The sequence below is a fragment of the Haliea alexandrii genome (assembly GCF_003719295.1).
In the GTDB taxonomy this organism is placed as follows: domain Bacteria; phylum Pseudomonadota; class Gammaproteobacteria; order Pseudomonadales; family Halieaceae; genus Haliea; species Haliea alexandrii.
The window spans coordinates 57,413-78,960 of record NZ_RFLW01000001.1; the positions used below are offsets into that span (position 1 = coordinate 57,413).

Consider the following 21,548-nt stretch of genomic DNA (forward strand, 5'->3'; position numbering starts at 1 on the left):
TAAAGAAGGGTCCAATGCACCTAAACTGGAGATAATCGTGAATAACATCACGCTTAAGAGAAAGCTGAGGTGACTTATTTTTATTCTAAAGTTTATAATCGTCGACGCAGTAACTGAAGCAGCTAAAACTAAAACTAAAACGTCAAAAAGGAGTCTAAAAGGCAGATCGGTAACTCTCGAAAGAAAGACCTGAAAATATACTAGCAGAATGATGAATAGTATCAATAATGTCTTCGACGCAATTCTTTTCTTGACAGGTGCGATATCTGCTTCGATTATCATTGCTTCCGCGTCACTTTTTTTGTAATGAGCAACTTCGTTTCCTCGGCAACGTAGACGCTTTTAATATCCACCACACCCTTTGAAAATTTCTTAGAAATGATCCGCCCCATTGGCCTCAATATTCTGTAAATTACAGGGCGATGTATCGTTTTCATCGCGAGCCAGCGTCTTACATCTTTATATACCCTATGAAGCCTCGGGCATTTATATGAGTACGTCTTGTTGCTGTGGCTCATGACAATGCTCTCCGGGTGAGCGAGCCCGACGAAATCGCAAACACGGTTCACCACCTGCTCCGGATCTTTTCCTAGACCGTCAAAGTCAAGGACAAGCAAGTTGTTTCCAAAGGCCTTGCGCCAGAGGCCGATGTAGTGATCTGCTCGGCAATGATCCAGGGCACGCCACTGAACCTCGGTGTTTTCCGTAACGCCTTCTGCGTTCTGTTTCGCCACATAAGTATCGAATGTCATCTCTGCTGGTATCATCCCGCGACCTTGAAAGAAGCGGTAGGCTGAAATCATGCGTTCTATCGGGTCGCGCACAACGATGACGGCCTTGGTATCAGGATGCAAAGATGACAGGCGCAATGGCGTCTCGCATCCAATGTAGTCGGGGCTGGCGTCTAGCAGAACGGGCCTTTCCGGATTCTGGAAAAGGGTCAGGTATTCATCGAGATTTTTTCCATCGAAGCGTATTGGCGCGTTGAGCGGGTACTCAGGATCAAGAAAAAAACGCAATTCCTTTAGTTTTCCAGCTGCAATCCGGGGATGCTGAGCTAACCAGTCAAAAAGCGAAGTGGTCCCGGCTTTTGGCTGTCCTGCTATCAGAAGGATTGTCTTGCCGTCCAACTGGGCCATCAATGGCGCCCCACTGGAAAAACGGAGACCCCCAAACGTAGCCTGATCACCACCGTCGAATATATATTCATACTCGCGACCGCCACCGCACTCGCAATTGCCGCGCCGATCATGCCATGCTCAGGGATCAGCAACACGGCGCAGCCGAACATGAGCAGCATAGACAGCATCGATGCGTTGCTAATATCCCGCTCGTGTGCCGTCATCATCAAGAGATAGCCCACCGACCCGGTAATCGTGTTCACCGCCTGTCCCAACGCCAGGATCGCCAGCGCGGTGCCGCCCTTGACGAAATCCGGACCGAACAGCCCCATCACCCAATCCCCGGCAAAGATCAGCAGGACAAAGAGCGGGCTTGCCGCCAGCGTGATGAGCAGGGCAAAGCGGCGGGCTAAGCAGCCCAGCATCCCGATCTCTCCTCGCACGTGAAGTTCCGCGAATTTCGGTGCGATCACAGTGTTCACGGCCGTCAGAAAAAAAGTCACCAGCATCGCCACCCGCGTGGCCGCGCCAAAGATCCCGGCCTCTTCCGCCGTGCCCCATATGCCAAGCAAAAATAGCGGTGCCCAGGGCAGGATGCCGCGGTTAATGATTGACATGGTCCAGAGCGGGCGGCAGCTTTGCCAAAGCGTCGCGCGTTCGAAGGCCGGGGTGGCGGCACCGACACCCGCCACGTTCGCGCGCCACATCGCCCAGCCGATCACCGCCGCCGTCCCGGTCCCGAGCACATAGGCCATCGCCGCACCCGGCACGCCGAAGGCTGTCACCAGCGGCCAGATCAGCACCAGCGCGACCCCAGGGTAGAACACCCCCGAGACCAACATCGAATTACGGATGCGTTTGAGCCCCTTAAGACTCTCGGCCAAGAGGGTCATCGTGGCAAAGCTGAAAATCCCAAGGCTCATGACCCGCAGCGAAGGAGCCAATGCAGGCTCGCCAAAGACATAATCCGCTATCCACGGGGCCAGCATGAGGACCAGCCCCGCCGCCGCAAGGCTCGTGCCCGCCGCTATCCGTATTCCTATCCGGAAGACGCCGAGCACCCTGTTCCAGTCGCCGCTACTCGCGCCGGCAGCGACAAAGCGCAAAAGTGTGTTGTCGAGCCCAAGTTTCGACAACACCGCTCCGATCATGACTACCGACAACGCGAGAAAGTAGAGTCCCGCCCCTTCGGTACCCAGCAGCCTTCCGATCGCCACGTTGAGGGCAAAGGCGAGGCCCGCCCCTACCGCTCTTAGCAGGAAAGCCAAGGACGCGCCCATGAGCACTTCGGCAGTATGATCGTCCAGCCTGATGAAGAACTGCCTTCGAATACGCTGAGCTGCTTCTATCAGAGGCGACATAGTAGTTAGCTGTGATCATGTAATGGGTTCACCGATGGGCTATTACGGCCAATCGTTGGTAGACAGTGGAGACTAGCATGAGGCTTAAGCCAACTGTACCAGTTTGGCCATGGCAATTGATCGCTGCTTGGTCCCCTGATGTCTTGGGAAAAAGGGCTCGGGCTCGGTCACTTCCTGCCAGCGCCCCTGCCGCCGCTTGCGCCGCCGGATTTTCGGCAGGCACACACCACAACCTGCCGCTCAAAGTTCTCGCGGGCAGCAACCTTCATGCGCGGGCGCGTCGCCTCTGCATACCATTGTCAGCCAGAGTCAATCATGCAGTCAGTTGTCTGCCTGAATCCCTCGATTCTCCTGTATCTACAAGTGACTTACAAACATACTGTGTTGGTCATTTCGCAAACCCAACGGTATATTCCCAACGAAATCAGCATCACAACATCCCATGTCGCCAATGCTACTCCAAGCCACGCTCTCCTTCTGCCTGACGCTGTTCTGCATCTGGGCCCTGAGCCCCATTGCCACACGTCTGGGACTGGTGGATGCCCCCAATCACCGCAAACAGCACGAAGGCTCCATCCCGCTGGTGGGTGGCATCGCCATCTACCTGGCACTGCTGGTAGCCACTCTCCTATGGGGGCAGACGCAGGGGGGCAACGAGGGGCCGAGAACCGACATAATTTATGTTTTCTTGGCGGCCGGGGGCATGCTGGTGGTACTGGGAATACTGGATGATCGCTACAATCTGAGCGTGCTTACCAGGGTCTTGGCCGAAATCGGCGTGGCACTTTTCCTGATCGAAAGTCTGAACCTGCGGTTGTCCAACCTCGGCGATTTCGCGGGGTTGGGCAAGGTCAAGCTCAGCGCTTGGCTCAGCTACCCCTTCACCGTGCTGATCATCTTCGTAGTGATCAACGCCTACAATATGCTAGACGGCATGGACGGCCTGCTGGGAATAATCGTACTGATCACGATTTTTGCTTTCCATTTGTTCAGCGGATTGCCGCCCGGCCTGATTACGATTATTGTGAGCGCCGCATTGGTGGCGTTCCTCATCTCTAACCTGGGGCTGGCACCGTTCATCCCGAAGTCCTTCCTGGGCGACGCGGGTTCCAAACTGCTGGGCTTCATCGTTGTAGCCCTGACGCTGTCTGTTACGTCCGCCCAGATCGGCCAGGTTCGCTATCTACAGCCGGTTACCGCCGTGTATCTCCTGGGCCTGCCCCTGTTCGACATGGCCTTTACCACACTGCGCCGGCTACAGAACGGCAAATCCCCGATCCGAGCGGACAATACTCACATCCACCATCTGCTGCGGGCACTGGGATTGTCGGAAAAGCGAGCATTGCTATTGATCTGTAGCGTGGGTGCTTCCATCCCTCTTCTCGGCCTGATGCTGGCAAGGGCGAACACGCCGGAATCCTACCAGTTCAGCATTCTGGTGGGTGCCTTTATCCTGTACTGTATCGTCATGAGCCAGGCTTGGTATGTAGCGAGCAAACGGACGCAGCAGGTTTCAATAAACCAGGTCACCATTGAACTCAATCACACGGACAACGAATGACGCAACCCGGCAACCATCCTTCGCTATCGCAGCCACCGCTGCCCGCATGGGCCGATGACGAAATCGACCTGTTCGAGCTCGTCGTAGGCCTGTGGCGGCGCAAGTGGGTGGTGCTCGCCGTGATCGCGGTGGCGCTCGCGCTCGCAACAGCCTATCTTTTGCTTACCACCCCTGTGTACGAATCCTCCACCCGCCTGCGCCCCCCCCTCGCCTCGCAGCTTGCAGCCATCAACGAAACCGGTCAGTTGACACTTAGCCCTGAAGAAGCCTTCGGCCGCGTCATCTTTGAAGCGCGGGCCATAAGCACGCAACGGCAGGTTTTTGATGCGTTCAGTGAGCGCCTTCTGCCGCCGAGTGGGCGCACTGATGCTCTGAAAGAGCAATATTTTCTACTCCAGTTCCTTCCGGCTTCCTCGGCTAAGGTTGATGGTTTAGCCAAAAATGATGTTTTGGCGGAAACCACAGTCGCCATCACGTTTAAGCACGCTGACAGCCAGTTGACCGCCGATATCTCCAATGCGCTCGCGACCGCCGCACGCAGCCGAGCTCGTGAAGGTGTGCTGGATGACTTGCGAGTAGTCATGGAAACCCGCGTCCGGGCCCTGGAATCCCGTATCGTCCTCGGCGCTGATGAGCTCAAGAGGAACGATCAAGACACGGTTGTGCAACTGGAGGAGGCGGATGAACTGCGCCGGAGAGAACTAGAGGACCAGATTGCCGCCCTGACCCGCAAAACCCGTCAATTGCGACTGGACAAGGTCACCGAGCTGAAGGAGGCTCTGGCCATTGCTCGCGACCTGGGAATAGAAGACCCGGTAACAATGCACATGATGTCAAACCGCGACGGCGGCAATGAATCCGTGGCTTTCCGGGCGGAGCTTTCGGACGGCACACGGGACCCCCTCTATCTGCGCGGCAGCCGCATGCTGGAGGCCGAACTTGCCGCCTTGGAACAAAGAACGTCGGATGCTCACATGGAGCCGCGCCTGCGGGATCTGCAGGAGCAGCTGGATCTGCTGGAGAAAAATCGCCGCATTGAGCTGCTGCAAGGCCGAGAGAACTATGAGGCGCTAGCCGAGAATACCGGTGCTCTGCGCGCGGAAATCACCCAGTTGCGTAATTTCCTTGCGGCAAGCTACGCCGATGTAAAGATGGCCAGAGTGGACAAAGAGGCTGTTGCGCGCAAAACGCCGATCCGACCCAAAAAGGCACTGACGGTGGCGATTGCACTCGTTGCGGGCACAATGCTCGGCGTATTGATCGCTCTGGTTATGGCCGCCGTGCAGAACCGCCGCCAGGCTGCCGATACCGCGCAATAACCTCCTCAGGGGCACCCTCAGCACGCAGTTGCCCCTGCTCAATCCACACTGCCCGGTCACAAAGCGCCTTTAGCTGACCTTCGGCGTGCGACACGAACACAACGGTCTGCTCGCCGCCCAGGCGCTGCTGCATGGCGCCCAGCGCCTTGTCGCGAAACTGCGCATCCCCCACGCTCAACACTTCGTCAATCAGCAAGATGTCCACCCGCGTGAGCAGGCCACTGGCAAACCCCAACCGGGCGCGCATGCCGGAGGAATAGGTTTTCACCGGCTCCTCGAAGGAGTCACCCAGTTCAGTGAACTCGCGAATCTCGTCGAGGCTGGCCAGGGCGTCGCGTTTGCTCACACCCTGCAGCATGGCGGAGAGCAAGGCATTGTCGCGGCCAGAGAGGGAATCCTGAAAGCCCAGCCCCAGGCTGAGCAGTGCGCAGCTGGCCCCCGCGCGGCGGCGAATCAGCCCCTGGCGGGGCTCGATGATGCCGGCCATCAGGCGCAGCATGGTGGTCTTGCCGGCCCCGTTGCGGCCGACAATACCCAGGGTATCCCCCGGCATCACGCGCAGCGATACATTGTCCAGTACATGGTGCAGTCCGTGATCAAAGCTGCTCTTGCGGGCCATATAGTGGTGGGATACGCCCACCAGCTCCAGCATGGGCTGCCCGCTCATGAGGTGATCACCCGCAGCGCAATGAACCGGCTGTGGCGACGCAGCAAAAACAGCCCGGCCAGGGCCGCCAGCAGCGCAACACCGCCCACAATGGCCAGGTGCACCGCATTGGGTGCTACACCGGCCAGCATGATCTGCCGGTAGGCATCAAGCAAGAACGCCAGCGGATTCAGCGTGAGCACCCAGTACGTCATGGCGGGGTCCAGATCACGCGGGTCCCAGAACACGCCGGAGGTAAACATGAGAAAAATCGTCGCCATCGATATGAACACGTGGAAATCGAACACCCAGCACACCAGATAGGCGGCGAACAGGGAGCAGGCCACAATCAGCAGGTAGTTCACGAGCATCACCGGCAGCAGCCAGCCCCACACCAGGGATGGGGTATAGCCTTTGGCAAAGAGCACCACGAACAGCAGGAGGAATACAGCCGCCTGCTTGTAGAGGCCCTCCTGAATGGTGGCCAGGGGGAACAGGCTCTTGGGAATATCCACCCGGCCGACGAGCCCCTTGCTGCCCAGAATGCTGCGCGAGGCCTGGTTCAACGACTTGGAGAACCAGACAAAAGCCAGCTGACCACACATCAGGAACACCACAAAATCTTCCTTGCGATTCTGCAGGATAAGCTCGAAGACCACATAGAACACCAGCACATACAGGAGGGGTTCCAACACCCACCAGACGTAGCCGAAAAAATAACGGGATGCATCGGCCTTCAGGGACAGGCGCGCCATGGTGTCGATGAGAGTGGCGTAGTGCGAGAGTGTCATGCGGACATCGGGTAGCTGGTGGATAACGGGCGGCAGTATAGCAGCCGCTGCAGGTGATGTGCGCGACTGCCGGGCGTGCTGCGGACCGCCCCGGGCGCACGATGCGCCACAACCTGAATGCGTACACTTTGGCGCGCAGGGCCCGTACAATGCCCCCATGAAAACTGCCCACACTCCCCGCAAACGCTTCGGCCAGAACTTCCTGCAGGATGCGGGCGTCATCGCCGGCATCGCCAACGCCATACATCCACAGGCCGGCGAACACGTGGTGGAAATCGGCCCCGGCCAGGGTGCACTGACGGCGGCGCTGATCAACCGCGACATACGCTTCGACGTGGTGGAGCTGGACCGCGACCTGACCACAGGCCTGCTCGCCGCCTTCAGCATCTACCCCGGCTTCAAGCTGCACAGCGCAGACGCACTGGCCTTCGACTTCGCCTCGCTGGCGCGCGATGGCGTGCCGCTACGCGTTGTAGGCAACCTGCCCTACAACATTTCCACGCCACTGCTGTTTCGCCTGCTGGAATTCGCGCCGCTGGTGCAGGATATGCATTTCATGCTGCAACTGGAGGTCGTCAACCGCCTGGCCGCTGCGCCGGGCAATAAGCACTGGGGTCGCCTCGGCATCATGGCCCAATACCATTGCGCGGTGGAGCACCTGTTCGATGTGCCGCCGGAGGCCTTCTATCCGCCACCGAAAGTACAATCTGCCATCGTCAGGCTAACCCCGTACCAACAATCGCCGTGGCCAGAGTGTGACGAAGACAACCTGCGCCGCATTGTTCAGTCCGCGTTCGCCCAGCGCCGCAAAACCCTGCGCAACAATTTAAAAGGTATACTCGCGGACCAACAACTGGAGCAGCTCGGGATCGACCCTGGCGCGCGCGCCGAGACGCTGGAGCTGCTGGACTTTATCCGCCTGGCCAACCACCTGAGCGACGAATGAAAAGCATGGAAACCAACGCACCTGGCACTTTCGACCCCAATCTGGTGAACATTGATGTGGTCACCAGCTATCTTGCCCGCCACTCCCGCCCGGCGGACCAGCAATACACCTTTGCCTACACCATCACGATTCGCAACACCGGCAGTGAGCCGGTACAACTGCTCTCGCGGCACTGGATCATCACTGACGCCGACGGCAGCCAGCAGGAAGTGCGCGGAGAGGGCGTGGTTGGCGAACAACCGGTGATACAGCCGGGCGCCTATTTCCGCTACACCAGCGGCACAACGCTCGCCACGCCCGTGGGTTTCATGGAGGGCAGCTACACCATGGTCGTTGCCACAGGGCATGAACAGAAAGTGGACAGCTCCCACCGCTTTGATGTGCCGATTCGCGCCTTCACCCTTCACACCCCGACCGCGTTGAACTGAGGTTTCGGGGTGGCAACCTATGCAGTCGGTGACATACAGGGGTGCCTGCAGCCGCTCAAACACCTGCTCAAGCGCGTGCAGTTCAACCCCGACCGCGATGTGCTCTGGTCAGTCGGCGACATCGTCAACCGCGGGCCCAAGTGCCTGAAAACACTCCGCTTTCTGTACGATATGCGCGACAATCTGGTGATGGTGCTGGGTAACCATGATCTGCACCTGCTGGCGGTTGCAGCCGGGGTACGGTCGCCCTCCCCCTCTGACACACTGGGCAAGATCCTCGCCGCGCCGGACCGCGACAGACTCATGAACTGGCTGGCCCACAGGCCACTGCTGCACTACGAGCACGGCTACACCATGGTGCATGCGGGTATCCCGCCGCAGTGGAGCGTGGAAGACGCCATGCACCGCGCCTGGGAGGTGGAGGCGGTACTGCAGAGCCCGGACTGCATCGCGTTTCTTGCCGCCATGTACGGCAACGAGCCGGCCGTGTGGTCGGATGAACTGCAGGGTATGGACCGACTGCGGGTGATCACGAACTACCTGACGCGCATGCGCTACTGCAGCAAAAAGGGCGTTCTTGACCTGGTCAGCAAAGGGCCCATCCCCAACCCGCGGCCTGAGGGCGACAGCAGAAAAGTCTCCCCCTGGTTCAGCCACAAGAAGCGCAAGACGGCAGGGGACAAAGTCATTTTCGGGCACTGGGCATCCATCGAGGGCTCGACTGACAGCCCGAATACCATTGGCCTTGATACCGGCTGCGTCTGGGGCGGCGCCATGACCCTGTACAACCTGGATAGCGGCGAGCGCACCTGCTGCCCGTGCAAGAATGGACGCTGCCGCAAGTGAACACCTACCTGGTCGGCGGTGCGGTGCGCGATGCGCTGCTGGACTACCCCTGTAGCGAACGCGACTGGGTGGTGGTAGGGGCAACACCCGAAACCCTCCTCGCCCAGGGCTTTCAACAGGTGGGCAAGGACTTCCCCGTGTTTCTACACCCTGAAACAAAGGAAGAGCACGCGCTGGCTCGCACAGAGCGCAAGCAGGGGCACGGCTATACCGGCTTTGCCGTACATTGCGACCCGGCGGTGACGCTGGAAGAGGATCTGCAGCGTCGCGACCTGACGATCAACGCCATGGCCCAAGACGAAGCAGGACACATTATTGACCCCTACGGCGGGCAGGAGGACCTGCGCCGGCGTGTGTTGCGCCACGTGTCCGACGCTTTCGTGGAAGATCCGCTGCGGGTACTGCGCACAGCGCGTTTCGCCGCCCGCTATGCCCACCTCGGTTTTTCGGTAGCGGCGGAAACGCTGGAATTGATGACGGAGATTGTGAATCAGGACGAATTGGCGCATCTGCCGGCGGAACGCGTGTGGGTCGAAACGCAGAAAGCCCTCGGCGAGCGTAGCCCCGACATCTTCATTACCGTACTCCGCGATTGCGGCGCGCTGCGTGCCCTGTTGCCCGAAGTGGACGCCCTGTTCGGCGTGCCGCAAAGCCCGCAGCACCACCCCGAGGTCGATACGGGCCTGCACACGCTGATGGTGTTGCAGCAGGCGGCGCAGCTGAGCCCGGCCGCCGACGTGCGCTTTGCCGCCCTGCTCCACGACCTCGGCAAGGGCATCACACCACAGGCCGAGTGGCCGCGGCATATCGCACACGAGCAGCGTGGTATCGCCCTGGTGCGCGATGTCTGTGAGCGCTTGCGCGCGCCCAATCAGTACCGGGACCTGGCCCTGCAGGTCTGTGAGTTTCACCTGCTCTGCCACCGCGCGCAGGAGCTGCGCGGCAAAACGCTGCTCAAACTGCTGCGCGGCACCGGCGCACTGCGTCAACCGGACCGGTTCGACGCTTTTCTGGCGGCCTGTGAAGCAGACGCACGCGGGCGTGCCGGCAGTGAAATGAAGGCGTATCCGCAGGCGGACTACCTGCGCGAAGCCCTGCGCCGGGCGCGGTCGGTGAGCGCCGAAGGCTTCGTGGCGCAGGGGCTCAGCGGCAAGGCCATCGGCGAGGCGCTGGCGGCGGAGCAGACCCGGCTGCTCGACGACATGCGCCAATAAGCCGCTACTCTGCCCGGGATATCCACCGCCCCTGCCAGGCAAAATCCACCCGTACGAGTGTCTGACTTTGCTGCTGGTAGCCGCGCCAGAGCGTCGCATAGCTCAGGCCATTGCCCGGGTGCAGGGCGGTCGGCGCCAGTTCGGCCAGGGGGCGCAAAACAAAAGCGTTGTCGAGAATCTCCCCGCGCGGCAGGCTGATGCCGTCGTGCTCACCCACGAGGTCACCGTAGGTGAGGATATCGATATCCAGGCGGCGGGCAGAAAAGCGGGTCGCGTTTAAAGGGCGTCCGTGCTCAGTCTCGATCTGCCGCAGACGCGCCGCCATGGTGGCGAGGGGCAGGGTGGTATCTACCGCGACCACCATGTTCAGAAAAGGCTGGCCATCAAAACCGATGGCCGCGCTGTCGTAAACCGGCGACAGCTCGAGCGCACCAAACAGGGCCTGCAGGGCATCCAGGCCAGCTACCAGGTAGCGCTGACGCTCTATATTACTGCCGAGCCCGAGGAACACCTGCGTCACGCCGGCATAACCCCGCGCTCAATCAGTACACCCACATCCCGCGCCTGCAGCACGGCGCCGGGCTTGCACACCCGCAGGCGCAGCCAGGGTACGGCGAACTCCGCCAACACCCGTTCAGCGAGCTGCTCGGCGAGCGCTTCCAGCAACTCGAAGCGCGAGGCTTCAACCAGGTCGATCACCCGCTGCGACACCGCTGCGTAGTCCAGCGCGCGCTCGATGGCGTCGCCCTCGGCTGCTGGCCGGTTGTCCCAGGCCATCTCAAGGTCGATCAGGAGGGTTTGGCGGATACCGCGCTCCCAATCGTAAACGCCGATCACGGCATCGGCGCGCAGTTCGCGGACAAAGACGATGTCTACCACCGGGGCTGTTCCGGCGCCGCGCAGGGGCGAGTACAAGTATCTCGGGGCATAGTGAGGGCCTTGAAAATGCAGTAGGGCATGATACTGGCATCATCGACGCCCGGCCAGTAACCGCCCCCCAGGTACAAACTAAAGCGGGGCCAACTCGGTCATCGGCCAGCGCGGCCGCACGGTTGTGGCGGGGCCATCCACCTGCCCTGCCGCCAGCCGCTGGGCGCCGGCATAGGCAATCATGGCGCCATTATCGGTGCAGAATTCTGGGGCCGGGTAGAAAACACGGGCGCCCACCTTGGCCAGCGCGGCCTGCAACTGTGCCCGCAGGTTGCGGTTGGCGCTGACACCACCCGCCATAACCAGCGTTGACAGCCCCTCCTGCTCCAGCGCGCGACGACACTTGATCACCAGCGTGGCGACAACCGCTTCTTCGAACGCGCGGGCAATATCGCACTTGTCCTGATCAGTCAGGCCGGTCGCGTCGCGGCAGGCATTCACAGTATTCAGCGTGAACGTTTTGAGGCCACTGAAGCTGAAGTCGAGACCCGGGCGATTCACCATGGGGCGGGGGAAATCAAAGCGCGCCGCATCGCCCGATTCAGCCAGGCGGGCAATGTGTGGACCACCGGGGTAGGGCAGGCCGAGCATTTTGGCCGCCTTGTCAAAGGCTTCACCTGCGGCATCGTCAAGCGATTCACCCAACAACCGGTACTGGCCAATACCATCGACGCGCACCAGCTGGGTGTGCCCCCCGGAGACCAGTAGAGCGACAAACGGGTACTGCGGATGCTCGTCCTCCAGCATGGGCGCCAGCAAGTGGCCTTCCATATGATGCACACCCAGCGCCGGGATGTTCCAGGACCAGGCCAGTGTCTGGGCGAGGGTGGCACCCACCATCAGGGCCCCCACCAGTCCGGGGCCTGCCGTGTAGGCAATGCCATCCAGTTCCTCGGGAGCAGTAGCCGCGTCGCGCATGACCTGGTGCACAAGCGGCAGTGCCTTGCGCACATGGTCACGCGAGGCCAGCTCCGGCACCACGCCACCATACTCGACATGGATATCCACCTGGCTGAACAGGGCGTGCGCCAGCAGCCCACGCCGGGTATCGAAGATGGCCACGCCGGTTTCGTCGCAGGAGGTCTCCAGGCCCAGAATTCGCATTGCAGCTCCCTATTTTTTGCAGGCTGCGATAATAGCGGGTTGCCGGCGCGGGCGCGAGGCGCACTGTACCCGGCGGGGCCCGCCGGCTGGCAACCCGGGACCCTGCCAGGCCGCCCGGAACCCGCCTCATCGGGCTTTGCAAATGCGGCCACTTGGGTATAGAATGCGCGACCTTTTACGGCTCTACGCCCCGGAAGGGGTGCTCAGGCCACGAATAGACTACACAGGTAAAGAGTTAATGCCGCATATCAAATTGAAGGAAAACGAGCCCTTTGACGTCGCCCTGCGCCGTTTCAAGCGCTCCTGTGAAAAGGCTGGCGTACTGGCTGAAGTACGCAAGCGTGAGCACTACGAGAAGCCCACAACCACCCGCAAGCGCGCTGCAGCCGCTGCGGTAAAGCGCCACCTGAAGAAGCTGTCACGGGAAAACCGCAAGCGCGTCCGCTTGTATTGATCCCTTCCCCGGCAGCACCCAGGCACCTTCGCCCATGAGCAGCGCCACACTCACTGAAACCGTCAAGGCCGCCATGAAAGCGGCCATGAAGGCACGTGACAAGGAGCGGCTCGGCACTATCCGGCTGATGCAGTCGGAGTTCAAGCGCATAGAAGTTGACGAGCGCATCGAAATCGATGACGCCCGCGCCCTCGCCGTTCTCGACAAAATGATCAAGCAGCGCCGCGACTCGGCGCAGCAGTATCAAGCAGCCGAGCGCCCCGAGCTCGCCGCCCAGGAAGAGCGGGAAATTACTGTCATTCAGGAATTCCTGCCCAGCCAGCTGAGCGATGCCGAGCTCGACGCGTTGATCGATGCTGCCATCGCTCGCGCCGAGGGCAGCGGCATGCAGGCCATGGGGCCTGTGATGGCGGAGCTCAAGCCACAACTGCAGGGCCGCGCGGATGTCGGCGCAGTCAGCAAGCGGGTCAAGGCGCGACTGACCGCCTGACCGGCCGCCATTGCGGCCCGATCGACACTCATAATCTGCCGTCCGCCTGCACACCGCTGACAACCCTCCGCCACCGTGCTTCAATGGCCGGCTACACTGAGCACTGCTGACCCTCTGATGGCCGGACGCATTCCACAAAAGTTCCTCGACGACCTGCTCGACCGCGTGGACATCGTGGAAGTGATAGACCGCCGGGTGAAACTGAAGAAAACCGGCAAGAACTACAGCGCCCGCTGCCCCTTTCACGAGGAAAAAACCCCCTCTTTCAGCGTCAACCCCGACAAGCAGTTCTACTACTGTTTTGGCTGCGGTGCCGGCGGCAATGCCCTCGGCTTTGTCATGGATTACGAGAACATGGACTTCCCCCAGGCGGTGGAGACGCTGGCCGGCAGCCTGGGCCTGGAAGTGCCTCGGGAGCAGACGCGCCCGGGCAGCTCGCAACCGAGCCGCGAGGAGACCGGAAAGCCACTGTATGCGCTGCTGGAACAGGCCGCACGCTACTATCAGAAGCAACTGCGCACCCACCCCGAAGCCAGCCGCGCCGTCACCTACCTCAAGCAGCGCGGCCTCACCGGTGAGATTGCCAAGCGCTTTGACTTGGGCTTCGCCCCGCCAGGCTGGGATAACCTCCTGCAAGCCCTGGGCAGCAGCGAGGAGCAGCGCAAACTGCTGCTCGAGGCCGGCATGCTGGTGCAGAACGAGGCCGGGCGCACCTATGACCGTTTTCGGGACCGCGTCATGTTTCCCATCCGGGATCAGCGTGGCCGCATTATCGCCTTCGGCGGCAGGGTGCTCGGTGACGACAAGCCCAAGTACCTGAACTCGCCCGAAACCCCGGTTTTCTCCAAGGGACGTGAGCTTTACGGGCTCTACCAGGCGCGCCAGGCCAACCGCAAACTGGAGCGGGTACTGGTGGTGGAAGGCTACATGGATGTGATCGCGCTGGCGCAGCACGATATCACCCAGGCCACAGCGACTCTGGGTACCGCCACCAGCCAGACCCACCTCGAGCGGCTGTATCGGCTGACCCCGGAAGTGGTGTTCTGCTTCGACGGCGATGCCGCAGGGCGCAAGGCGGCGCTGCGCGCTCTGGAGACCGTCCTGCCGTGCATGGAAGACGGCCGCCAAGCGCGCTTCCTGTTCCTGGATGAAGGCGAGGACCCGGACACACTGGTGCGCAAGCTCGGCAGCGAGGCCTTCCGCGAGCTGGTCAAGCGCGCCACACCGCTGGAGGCCTTCCTGTTTGACGCGGTGAGCGAAGGGCTGGATACGGCCACTCTGGAAGGGCGCGCACGCCTGAGCAAACTCGCTCTTCCCTGGCTGCGCCAACTCCCCGACGGCGTGTTCCGTCAACTCATGTTCCGCGCCCTCGCCGAGCGCACCGGCCTCACCGTGGCCGAACTGATGCATCTGGAGGCACCGCCAGCGCCCCCCAGCGCGCCGCCGCATGAGCCGCCGCCAAACGAGGAGACAGGGAGCCGGGGCCCGCGGCAGCGCAGCCCCACCAGCCGCGCGCCGCTGGGCTATTCGAACCTGGCGCAAGCCGCGATCGCCCTGCTTCTACATCAACCGGATATCGCGCCGCGCGTGAAACTGGAACCACTCACAGCGCTGGAAGGCGAGGACATCGTGCTGCTGCGCGAGCTGCTGGACCTGCTGCAGCGCCGCCCCGACTCCAATACCGCCATGCTGCTGGGCCACTGGTACGGCACGCCCGAAGGTGAACTGCTCAGCAGGCTGGCGGGAGAGGAGCGCCTGATCCCCCGCGAAGGGATTGAAAAGCAGTTCACCGATACCCTGGCGACACTGGTACAGCGGCCCCAGCGCAGCGAACTGTCGGCCCGGGTCGACAAACTGAAAGCGACCAACTACGCTGAAATGAGCGAAGCGGACAAGCAGCAACTCCGGGACTTGCTCAAGGAAAAGCAGCGCCTCGACGAGGCACGCAAAAAGTCCTGAACCCGCCACCCACGTGAACGCGCTGCAATTATTACCGGGGATTGCACTGGAGGGGAGGCTCCGTTCCGGCTATAATTTCCGGCTACGTTTTTTTTGTATTTTATTCGAAGGTGTCCGCCGAATGACCAACGCCGCCCAACAGCAGTCCCGGCTCAAGGATCTTATCGCCCGAGGCAAGGATCAGGGCTACCTGACCTACTCCGAAGTCAACGATCACCTGCCCGAGGATATTTCCGATCCGGATCAGGTTGAAGACATCATTCAGATGATCAATGACATGGGCATTCAGGTGTTCGAAGTGGCACCGGACGCCGATGAACTGCTGATGACCGAAGGCGACAGCTCTGCCGATGACATCGCCGCGGCAGAAGCCGCTGCGGCACTCGCCGCCGTGGAAACAGAAGCCGGTCGCACCACTGACCCCGTGCGCATGTACATGCGCGAAATGGGCACCGTTGAGCTGCTTACCCGCGAAGGCGAGATCGTGATCGCCAAGCGCATCGAAGAAGGTATCCGCGAGTTGATGGCGGCCCTCGCCCACTACCCAGGCGCCGTCAAGCAGATTCTCGATGAATACGATCAGGTCACTCGCGAAGAGCGCCGTCTCGGCGACGTGATGATCGGCTATCTTGACCCGGCAGACCATGTGCCGTCCGCTGCGGAAGTGGCGGAAAGCAACAATAACAATGATCAGGACGATTCCGATGAGGAGACCGAGTCCGGCCCCGATCCGGTAGAAGCGAAAAAGCGCTTCACGGCCCTCAAGCGCCAGTTCACGAAAACCGAAAAAGCGATTGCTGCCAAAGGCCGCAACGACAAAACCACCATCAAGGAAATGGAAAAGCTGGGCGAGCTGTTCAAGTTCTTCAAGCTGACACCGCGGGTGTTCGATCCCCTGATGGAGTCGCCGCGCGCCGTGCTGACTGCCGTGCGCGAGCAGGAACGCCAAATCATGACCATCGCTATCCGCGACTGTGGCATGCCGCGCAAGGATTTCATTACCACGTTCCAGGGTGCCGAGTCGGATCTCAAATGGATCACGCGGCAGACAAAGGGCAAGAAAGACTATGTCCCCCGCCTCACCGCACAGAAGGACACCATTCTGCGCTTGCAGCGCCGCATTATTGCCGTGGAAGAGCAGTGCGGCCTGTCGGTAAACGAAATCAAGGACATCAACCGCCGCATGTCCATGGGCGAGGCCCGTGCGCGCCGCGCCAAGAAAGAAATGGTCGAGGCCAACCTGCGCCTGGTGATCTCCATCGCCAAGAAATACACCAACCGCGGCCTGCAGTTCCTCGACCTCATTCAGGAAGGCAACATCGGCCTGATGAAGGCCGTAGACAAGTTCGAATACCGTCGCGGCTACAAGTTCTCCACTTACGCCACATGGTGGATACGCCAGGCGATTACCCGCTCGATTGCCGACCAGGCGCGCACCATTCGCATACCGGTGCACATGATCGAGACGATCAACAAGCTGAACCGGATTTCACGCCAGATGCTGCAGGAGATGGGCCGCGAGCCCACGCCGGAAGAGCTTGGCGAGCGCATGGATATGCCCGAAGACAAAGTGCGCAAAGTCCTCAAGATCGCCAAGGAACCCATTTCCATGGAGACCCCCATTGGTGATGACGAAGACTCGCACCTGGGCGACTTCATCGAGGACAGCACGATCAGCTCGCCCATCGAGGCCGCCACGGGCCAGGGGCTGCAAGAAGCCACCAAGGATGTTCTGGCGGGCCTGACCGCGCGGGAGGCCAAGGTGCTGCGCATGCGTTTCGGCATCGACATGAACACCGACCACACGCTGGAAGAAGTGGGCAAGCAATTCGACGTAACCCGCGAGCGAATCCGCCAGATAGAAGCCAAGGCGCTGCGCAAGCTGCGCCACCCCACACGCTCGGACTATCTGCGCAGCTTCCTGGACGAGTAACCCGCAAGGCTGTTGCGGCGGGCCATGGACGGCTTGCCGCCAGTGCCCCCCGCCGTACCGCTGGAGCCTGAACATGCCCCTCTCCCTGTGCATGATCGTCAAGGACGAAGCGTTTTTCCTTCACGATTGCCTGGCCGCTGCCGCCCCCCACGTCGACGATCTGGTTGTGGTAGACACCGGCTCCACAGACGACAGCAAAGGCATCGCTGCCGAATTCACCGACCGTGTATTCGATTACACCTGGCACGATGACTACGCCGCCGCACGCAACTACTCCCTGGAGCAGGCACGCTGCGACTGGATTCTGGTACTGGACGCAGACGAACTCGTCACCCCGGATGACTTCGCCGCGCTGCGCCGGCTGACCGAAAGCACAACGCAGGATGGCTTCTTCCTGCAGCAGCGCAATTACAACAACGACCAGTCGGCTTTTGGCTGGCAACCGGCGCAGGATCTGACGCTCAGCCGTGGTTTTACCGGCTTCACCGTCAACCCCATTCTGCGCCTGTTCCGCAACCAGCCCGACATTCGCTACGCCGGCAGCATCCACGAGACCGTTGACGCGGCCATAGCGGAAGACCGACAAGGGACGCTCGATACGCCGATTCACCACTATATCGATGCCAATCCTGCGCGCCCGCGCAGCGCACGCTCACTGCGCTATCTGGAATTGATGGAGCGCGAACTGGCGGCTGCACCCAGCGGCAGGCTCTACAGCATCGCCGCAACCAGCGCCATGTATCACGCCAACGACTTCGCACGCGCGCGTGACTATTTTATACGAGCCGCGGAAATGGGCTATCGCCCCGGCCACAGCCTCGAAGGCGCGGCGGAGGCCTGCTACCGTGCACAGGACTTCGGTGCCGCCAACGACCTCTACCAACGCGCTGACGCCGCCGGGCACCGCACGCCCTCCATGTGCCTGAACCGGGCCAACCTCGCCGTCAAGGCGGGGGATCATCAACGCGCGGCAGCACTGCTGCAGACGTGCCTGGATCTGGGCGGCTTGAGTGCGGAGATCAATGCCGTGATTCAGCGCAATATCGAAGGCCTGCAGGCACACTCGGGCAAGCATAGCGCCTGAGCAAAACACTCTGCGACCAGCCACCACCGCGTCCTGCGGCTGGCCGCAAATTGACACGCCCCCTTCATGACCTACGCTTAATGCATGCCGATGTGTGTCTCACTGGCATAGCCCTCATAACAATTACAGGAAATAGTGGCATGAAATCAGTCATTTATACCGTAACAGCAGCGCTAGCCATGGGCGGCGCCACAGCAGCACCGACTCTCGCCCAAAACGCCATGAGCGCACAACCCGTTGAACTCTATGCCTGCACCTTCAAGGAGGGAAAGGGATTTGGCGACCTCGAGAACGCCAACAAAGGGCTGAAAAAGTGGGCATCCAAACACAGCCGCGGCTATAACGCCTGGATGATCACCCCTCAGTTTCGTGCCGGAGAGGAAGCCTTCGACGTCGGTTTTATTGGCGCATACGCCAACGCCGAGGACTTCGGCTCACAGATGGATAAATGGGTAAATGAATCGGGAGAGGTCTCACAGGCGTATGTCGACGCCCTGGACTGCAGTCACGGATTGATGGCGTCCTATACCGTTCTGGAACCCGAGGGAGGCCCCGATGGCGGGGTCGTCTGGTTTGCTCGCTGTTCCCTCAACGATGACAGCAGTATGGCCGACGCGATGGCCGGCCACACAATCGTCAGTGACATGATGGTGGATATGGAGGCGCCCGGCGCGAGCTGGATGTTTGCGCCATCTCTGGGCGGTGGTGACGCCGAATTTGACTATTACCATGTCGCCGCCTGGCCATCCTATCCGGCGCTGGGCAAAGCTTTTGAGGCGTACATGAACGGCGGCGGAATAGCCCGGGCCAACGCCGCAATGGCCGATGTGGCACACTGCAGCTCGCCCAACCTCTACGATGCCGTGAAACTTGTTGCTGCCCCCTAGACAGTCAGACCCGCCGCAATCATAGGTCCATTCGGGGCTGTGACTGCGCCGGGTTCTTCTTTATAATCCCACCCCTTGCTTTATCGGGCCTATAGCTCAGTTGGTCAGAGCAGTCGACTCATAATCGATTGGTCCCAGGTTCAAGTCCTGGTGGGCCCACCAATTTCACAGTGTCTATTCTCGGCGGATAGGTGACAGTTTATTCCGATCCATAGCGATTCCGGCCGGGTGGAATTCGGCAGACGACAGCCGCCACGCTCAACAGCAGCAAAGCGAGCCACAGGGGCGGTAATGTCGGCACTGCTGTCGGGCGCTCATCTGATAACAGCAGAATCACGCCGCTAAAATTCGAGTCCAGAGCCCCTGTTAAACGGGTTGTCAGAGGATACGAGGCATCGAGCCGCTGCTCGCGGGTCGATAGCGTGATGTCCTCGGTATTGAGTCCACCACTGAGGGGATCAAAAGTCACCCTTACCAACCGCGGTTTGTAAAGTGGCGTCTCTAGGTCGATCGCCAGCACCGCCGGTTGGGACGCGCATGCCCCATCGGTCCCGATACCCGCAGTACTGGCAATGGAAACGCCGAAATTGATCTCGCTGGGCCGGATACCATTGTCCGGCGCGCCGTTAATGGCATTAATCAATTCCCGCTCAATCGGGCCATCACCATAGACCAGCACCCCGGTTCTTCCCGCCGACGTAACATCGCAGAACTCCACAGAGAATCCATCCTCGAGAGTCACTGTAGTGGCTCCAATGGGCGTGTTCTGTGGCGCCACAGAAAGGGAAATCAGCTCCCAGCCGCCATCCAACTTGTCAGTGCCCGAACCGTTATCCTGTAGCAGGTTGAATGGGTTCGCGGTGCCAATAAGCAACTCGTCTCCATCCGCCACCATGGTCCTGATGCCGTAGTTCGCGGCATTCCCGAGACCATTGAGACTCTCGGCAAGTGCGGCACTGTCTGGCGTATTGAAAAAGTACAGATCAGCGCCGGTAAACGTGCCCAGAGCAGCGTTAGCGAGCAGCCCGGTCGGCAGCCCCGACACGGATTGGGGCAACGTGAAGATACCGCTCGCGTCCATCGTACCGACCCAAAGGCGATCGTCGAAGACTGCCATTGTCCACGTGTAATTGTTGGCGAGATTGCCGAAGCCTGGAAGCCCGCGCAGAATTGGCCCCAAATTGTTGGCTTCGGTATTCCACTCGCCCGTGCTCACATCAAGAACGGGCATCGCCTCGTAACCGTAAAGCACGTCGATTTGGGGGCTACCGGCACCGAAACCCGTGCCCCGAAATATACTGATCGCCCGCTCGCTGTTGAGAATGTCTTCGGTGGTGGGCGCCCGGGGCGTTGTTGGCGTTGCGATTGTTCCAAGGACGGAAGCATGAGCCAAGGTGCTGGTGCCCGGCACGTGCATGGAACCCCAAAACAAAAAACCGTCAAAGGAGGCGAGTGCGCCCAGACCGTAAACAGCAGCTGTGATGGGGTCAGCCTCGTAATCGTTCACAGAGAATTGTTCAGTCCATAATGTAGCGTCACTGGTGTCTAGCTGGCCATCCGCATCAATGAGCGGGCTCATATAGAGAGCAGCATTCGTTGTACCTGCGTCTGGCCAGGTCGTCACAAAAATTCGGCCCTCGTGCTCCACCAATTCCCCAACCTCAGAACCGGTTTCCCCTACCTCCTCGAAACTCAGTGGCGTCGCCGCGTTGCCTGTCCAGCGAAGCACTCTTCCCGTTCCATCAGTAAACCCAACGCCGGCGTACAGTTCATCCTGAATGAATCTGAATTTTCGAATGTTGGTGTAGTCAGGAAAATTCCCACTTGCAATGAACGCGTCGGTTGCCGAATCAAAGGCAAACACATTGATACCACCTGCGAGGGAGACGCCGGCGAAAAGCACGACCCCATCCTTTTCACCCGCAGCGCGTATTCCGATGGTCTGCTGTAATCGACCCTCATCCGATGCATCCACGTCGAGAGCCAGCAGCGAATCAACTGCACGATCAAAAACATAAAGGCTTGGTACGCGAGCATCACCCAGCGCAGCAGGCAATGGTGGGCTGGAGGCGCTGTCGCCAAACTCACAAGCATAGGCATCGTTGTCGACAGGGGTCGTGGTGTCCAGAAATGTGCCCAAAACGAGACACAGAGTATTTGCCACCGTACCGAAGTAAATCTTGTCACCAACAGGAACCATTCCCCAGACATACGCCTCGTTGGTCTTGCTGTCTGCGATGCCGGCATAATCCTCATCGGGAACGGCCGAAGCCAGCACGGTAGCGGTGGTGGTGATACCACTCGACCGCTCTGACAGCAACACTTCACCATTGCCCGTCTGCGCCGCAACGGAGCCATTGAGCAGGCCCTGAGCGAGTACAGCAACGATTGTTACAAGGGGAATTTTTTTGACGACGGCGGGTATAAGCATGAATCTCTCTCTAAGGACAACCCGGCGTTGACGTCAGTTTCTA

At 60.3% G+C, this 21,548-nt stretch carries 20 protein-coding genes and 1 tRNA gene; 13 read left to right on the forward strand and 8 right to left on the reverse strand.

All coding sequences use genetic code 11. The features are described 5' to 3' along the window. Nucleotides 1-278: 278 nt before the first annotated feature. Entirely contained in the window at nucleotides 279-1,139 is an 861-nt protein-coding gene (locus EGJ68_RS00270; RefSeq protein WP_123032590.1) for a sulfotransferase family protein, read from the reverse strand. Then, nucleotides 1,139-2,482, reverse strand: coding sequence for an oligosaccharide flippase family protein (locus tag EGJ68_RS00275; RefSeq protein ID WP_123032591.1), 1,344 nt, complete (start codon nucleotides 2,480-2,482; stop codon nucleotides 1,139-1,141). Before EGJ68_RS00275 ends, EGJ68_RS00270 begins: the two co-directional genes overlap by 1 nt. A gap of 442 nt (nucleotides 2,483-2,924) precedes the next feature. On the opposite strand from EGJ68_RS00275, the gene EGJ68_RS00280 reads away from it, so the two are divergent. Together EGJ68_RS00280 and EGJ68_RS00285 are read left to right on the forward strand one after the other, a co-directional pair. Beyond that, nucleotides 2,925-4,043 (forward strand): undecaprenyl/decaprenyl-phosphate alpha-N-acetylglucosaminyl 1-phosphate transferase, encoded by a 1,119-nt coding sequence (locus EGJ68_RS00280; protein ID WP_123032592.1) that lies wholly within the window; start codon nucleotides 2,925-2,927, stop codon nucleotides 4,041-4,043. Next, nucleotides 4,040-5,362: a Wzz/FepE/Etk N-terminal domain-containing protein gene (locus tag EGJ68_RS00285; RefSeq protein ID WP_123032593.1), complete on the forward strand. Its 1,323-nt coding sequence runs from the start codon at nucleotides 4,040-4,042 to the stop codon at nucleotides 5,360-5,362. The genes EGJ68_RS00280 and EGJ68_RS00285 overlap by 4 nt, the downstream gene beginning before the upstream one ends. On the opposite strand, the gene EGJ68_RS00290 is transcribed toward EGJ68_RS00285, so the two are convergent. Both EGJ68_RS00290 and EGJ68_RS00295 read right to left on the reverse strand, forming a co-directional pair. Continuing rightward, nucleotides 5,313-6,029: an ABC transporter ATP-binding protein gene (locus tag EGJ68_RS00290; protein ID WP_233248620.1), complete on the reverse strand. Its 717-nt coding sequence runs from the start codon at nucleotides 6,027-6,029 to the stop codon at nucleotides 5,313-5,315. The genes EGJ68_RS00285 and EGJ68_RS00290 overlap by 50 nt on opposite strands. Then, nucleotides 6,026-6,799 carry an ABC transporter permease gene (locus EGJ68_RS00295; protein ID WP_123032594.1) on the reverse strand — a complete coding sequence of 258 codons (774 nt, stop codon included), beginning with the start codon at nucleotides 6,797-6,799 and terminating at the stop codon, nucleotides 6,026-6,028. The genes EGJ68_RS00290 and EGJ68_RS00295 overlap by 4 nt, the downstream gene beginning before the upstream one ends. Nucleotides 6,800-6,956: 157 nt before the next feature. Here EGJ68_RS00295 and rsmA point away from each other — a divergent pair, with 157 nt between their 5' ends. Genes rsmA through EGJ68_RS00315 form a run of 4 tightly spaced genes read left to right on the forward strand, consistent with a single transcriptional unit; the run spans nucleotide 6,957 to nucleotide 10,233 of the window. Beyond that, nucleotides 6,957-7,745: a 16S rRNA (adenine(1518)-N(6)/adenine(1519)-N(6))-dimethyltransferase RsmA gene (gene rsmA, locus EGJ68_RS00300; protein WP_123032595.1), complete on the forward strand. Its 789-nt coding sequence runs from the start codon at nucleotides 6,957-6,959 to the stop codon at nucleotides 7,743-7,745. After that, on the forward strand, nucleotides 7,742-8,173 hold the full coding sequence (apaG, locus tag EGJ68_RS00305) for a Co2+/Mg2+ efflux protein ApaG (RefSeq protein ID WP_233248621.1): 432 nt from the start codon (nucleotides 7,742-7,744) through the stop codon (nucleotides 8,171-8,173). Before rsmA ends, apaG begins: the two co-directional genes overlap by 4 nt. A 9-nt stretch (nucleotides 8,174-8,182) precedes the next feature. Continuing rightward, nucleotides 8,183-9,019 (forward strand): symmetrical bis(5'-nucleosyl)-tetraphosphatase, encoded by an 837-nt coding sequence (locus EGJ68_RS00310; protein WP_123032596.1) that lies wholly within the window; start codon nucleotides 8,183-8,185, stop codon nucleotides 9,017-9,019. Further along, nucleotides 9,016-10,233: a multifunctional CCA addition/repair protein gene (locus EGJ68_RS00315; protein WP_123032597.1), complete on the forward strand. Its 1,218-nt coding sequence runs from the start codon at nucleotides 9,016-9,018 to the stop codon at nucleotides 10,231-10,233. Before EGJ68_RS00310 ends, EGJ68_RS00315 begins: the two co-directional genes overlap by 4 nt. Before the next feature lie 4 nt (nucleotides 10,234-10,237). On the opposite strand, the gene folK is transcribed toward EGJ68_RS00315, so the two are convergent. From folK to tsaD, 3 genes are all read right to left on the reverse strand, one after another. Next, complete coding sequence (gene folK, locus EGJ68_RS00320) at nucleotides 10,238-10,753, reverse strand: 2-amino-4-hydroxy-6-hydroxymethyldihydropteridine diphosphokinase (protein WP_123032598.1); 516 nt, start codon at nucleotides 10,751-10,753, stop codon at nucleotides 10,238-10,240. Beyond that, nucleotides 10,750-11,112 carry a dihydroneopterin aldolase gene (gene folB / locus EGJ68_RS00325; RefSeq protein WP_123032599.1) on the reverse strand — a complete coding sequence of 121 codons (363 nt, stop codon included), beginning with the start codon at nucleotides 11,110-11,112 and terminating at the stop codon, nucleotides 10,750-10,752. The genes folK and folB overlap by 4 nt, the downstream gene beginning before the upstream one ends. Before the next feature lie 129 nt (nucleotides 11,113-11,241). Continuing rightward, nucleotides 11,242-12,267: a tRNA (adenosine(37)-N6)-threonylcarbamoyltransferase complex transferase subunit TsaD gene (gene tsaD / locus EGJ68_RS00330; RefSeq protein ID WP_123032600.1), complete on the reverse strand. Its 1,026-nt coding sequence runs from the start codon at nucleotides 12,265-12,267 to the stop codon at nucleotides 11,242-11,244. A 238-nt stretch (nucleotides 12,268-12,505) separates the two neighbouring features. On the opposite strand from tsaD, the gene rpsU reads away from it, so the two are divergent. The 7 genes from rpsU (at nucleotide 12,506) to EGJ68_RS00365 (ending at nucleotide 19,236) form a co-directional block, all read left to right on the forward strand. After that, entirely contained in the window at nucleotides 12,506-12,721 is a 216-nt protein-coding gene (rpsU, locus tag EGJ68_RS00335; RefSeq protein WP_027950376.1) for a 30S ribosomal protein S21, read from the forward strand. A 34-nt stretch (nucleotides 12,722-12,755) separates the two neighbouring features. Next, on the forward strand, nucleotides 12,756-13,211 hold the full coding sequence (locus tag EGJ68_RS00340) for a GatB/YqeY domain-containing protein (RefSeq protein ID WP_123032601.1): 456 nt from the start codon (nucleotides 12,756-12,758) through the stop codon (nucleotides 13,209-13,211). A gap of 117 nt (nucleotides 13,212-13,328) precedes the next feature. Further along, entirely contained in the window at nucleotides 13,329-15,170 is a 1,842-nt protein-coding gene (dnaG, locus tag EGJ68_RS00345; protein WP_123032602.1) for a DNA primase, read from the forward strand. Between the two features lie 121 nt (nucleotides 15,171-15,291). After that, on the forward strand, nucleotides 15,292-17,103 hold the full coding sequence (rpoD, locus tag EGJ68_RS00350; protein ID WP_123032603.1) for an RNA polymerase sigma factor RpoD: 1,812 nt from the start codon (nucleotides 15,292-15,294) through the stop codon (nucleotides 17,101-17,103). Between the two features lie 73 nt (nucleotides 17,104-17,176). Then, nucleotides 17,177-18,187, forward strand: coding sequence for a glycosyltransferase family 2 protein (locus EGJ68_RS00355; protein ID WP_123032604.1), 1,011 nt, complete (start codon nucleotides 17,177-17,179; stop codon nucleotides 18,185-18,187). Between the two features lie 140 nt (nucleotides 18,188-18,327). Beyond that, entirely contained in the window at nucleotides 18,328-19,074 is a 747-nt protein-coding gene (locus tag EGJ68_RS00360) for a hypothetical protein (protein WP_123032605.1), read from the forward strand. 85 nt (nucleotides 19,075-19,159) lie between these two features. Then, a tRNA-Ile gene (locus EGJ68_RS00365) sits at nucleotides 19,160-19,236 on the forward strand. 37 nt (nucleotides 19,237-19,273) lie between these two features. Here EGJ68_RS00365 and EGJ68_RS00370 read toward each other — a convergent pair. After that, nucleotides 19,274-21,505: a hypothetical protein gene (locus EGJ68_RS00370; protein ID WP_123032606.1), complete on the reverse strand. Its 2,232-nt coding sequence runs from the start codon at nucleotides 21,503-21,505 to the stop codon at nucleotides 19,274-19,276. Nucleotides 21,506-21,548: the final 43 nt, after the last annotated feature.